The sequence below is a fragment of the Mycobacterium sp. TH-M103 genome (genome assembly GCF_057473785.1).
This window is the reverse complement of the sequence record NZ_JBYCLG010000142.1, coordinates 1-1,828: the sequence shown is the minus strand read 5'-3', so window position 1 is coordinate 1,828 and position 1,828 is coordinate 1. Positions and strand designations below refer to the sequence as shown.

General features: G+C 70.2%; 2 protein-coding genes. Both read left to right on the top strand.

Annotation, left to right across the window (positions count from 1 at the left end; translation table 11 throughout):
• A partial coding sequence (locus AC2VOR_RS07970; protein WP_486963545.1) for an NUDIX hydrolase occupies positions 1–447 on the top strand: 447 nt, incomplete at its 5' end.
• 183 nt (positions 448–630) lie between these two features.
• A partial coding sequence (locus AC2VOR_RS07965; RefSeq protein ID WP_486963544.1) for a lipase family protein occupies positions 631–1,828 on the top strand: 1,198 nt, incomplete at its 3' end.

Sequence of the window (1,828 nt, the reverse complement as noted above, 5' to 3'; positions counted from 1 at the left end):
CACCGGGTGCCCGGCAACACCCGGGTGATCGCGTCGACGTTCCTGGGCCTGGTGCCCTCCCCCGCCACCCCCGAGCTGCCACCGGACACCCGCTGGCATCCGGTGAGCGCGCTGCCGCTGATGGCCTTCGACCACGGGCCGATGGTGACCCACGCACGCGCCCGGCTGGTGGCCAAGATGTCCTACACCAACATCGGGTTTGCCCTCGCGCCCAAGGAGTTCGCGCTGTCCGCCCTGCGCGACATCTACGGCGCCACGCTGGGCCACCCGGTCGACGCAACGAACCTGCAGCGGGTCCTCGTCCGGCGCGGGGTCATCACACAGACCGGTACCATCGCACAGTCGGGACGCAGCGGGGGGCGGCCGGCGGCGCTGTACCACTTCGTCGACTCCCAGCTGCGGGTCACCGAAGAATTTGCCGCGTTCCGGCCCCCCGGGCAGCCGTGAAGGTTTGGGACCCACCCCGCGGGGCTATCTGAGGTGGCAACCGGTGCGGCGGCGGCCGATCTGCCGGGCGTCGCCGCAGGCGAGCGGACCGACCGACACGAACTGGTCCAAACTGCGGCGATTACGTTTTGGTTACCACCCGTTCATACGCGACAATGCCGGTTGGCCAAGAAGGGATCCGTGATGGTTGAACTCGGCAATCTGGCGGGAGCGCGCGGCGCGGAGTGGATCGGCCGGCCACCACACGAGGAACTGCAGCGCAGCGTGCGCCCGCTGCTGCCGTCCGACGATCCCTTCTACCAGCCGCCGCTGGGCTATCAGCATGCCCAGCCGGGCACGGTGCTGCGCTCGCGCGACGTCGAACTGGCGTTGCTGGGCCTGATCCCGCAGGCCGTCAACGCCGTCCAGCTGCTCTACCGGACGATGGACCTCAACGGCGAGCCGGAGGCGGCGGCGACCACGGTGATCGTGCCTGCCGAGCTCGCTCCCGGGCAGACCTGCCCGCTGCTGTCGTATCAGTGCGCGATCGACGCCGTGTCGTCGCGCTGCTTCCCGTCCTATGCGCTGCGGCGCCGGGCCCGGGCGCTCGGGTCCATCGGCCAGCTCGAGCTGTTCCTGATCGCCGCCGCCGTCGCCGAGGGGTGGGCGGTTTCGGTGCCCGACCACGAGGGCCTCAAGGGGCTGTGGGGCGCCCCGTACGAACCCGGCTATCGCGTCCTGGACGGCATCCGGGCCGCCCTGAGCTCGGACCGGCTCGGGCTATCCCCGTCGGCGCCGATCGGGCTGTGGGGCTACTCCGGCGGCGGACTGGCCAGCGCGTGGGCCGCCGAGATGTCCGCCGACTACGCACCCGACCTGGACATCGTCGGGGCGGTGCTGGGATCACCCGTCGGCGATCTGGGCAACACCTTCCGCAGGCTCAACGGCAGCTTCCTGTCCGGCCTGCCCGCAATGGTCGTGGCGGCACTCGCCCACACCTATCCCGACCTGGACCGCATCATCAAGAAGCACGCCAGCGAAGAGGGCCGCGCCCTGCTGGAGTCGCTGGAGAACATGACGACCGTCGAAGCCGTCGTCCGGATGGCGGGCAAGAACATGGGCGACTACCTCGACGAACCGCTCGAGGCCATCCTGTCGACCCCCGAGGTCAGCTACGTCTTCGACCAGATCAAGCTGGGCGCCGCGGTGCCGACGCCGCCGGTGCTGCTCGTGCAGGCCGTGCACGACTACCTGATCGACGTCAACGACATCGACGTGCTCGCCGACGCCTATTCGACCGGCGGCGCCCGGGTCACCTACCACCGGGACGCGTTCAACGAGCACATGCTCCTGCACCCGCTGTCGGCCCCGATGACGCTGCGCTGGCTCACCGACCGGTTCA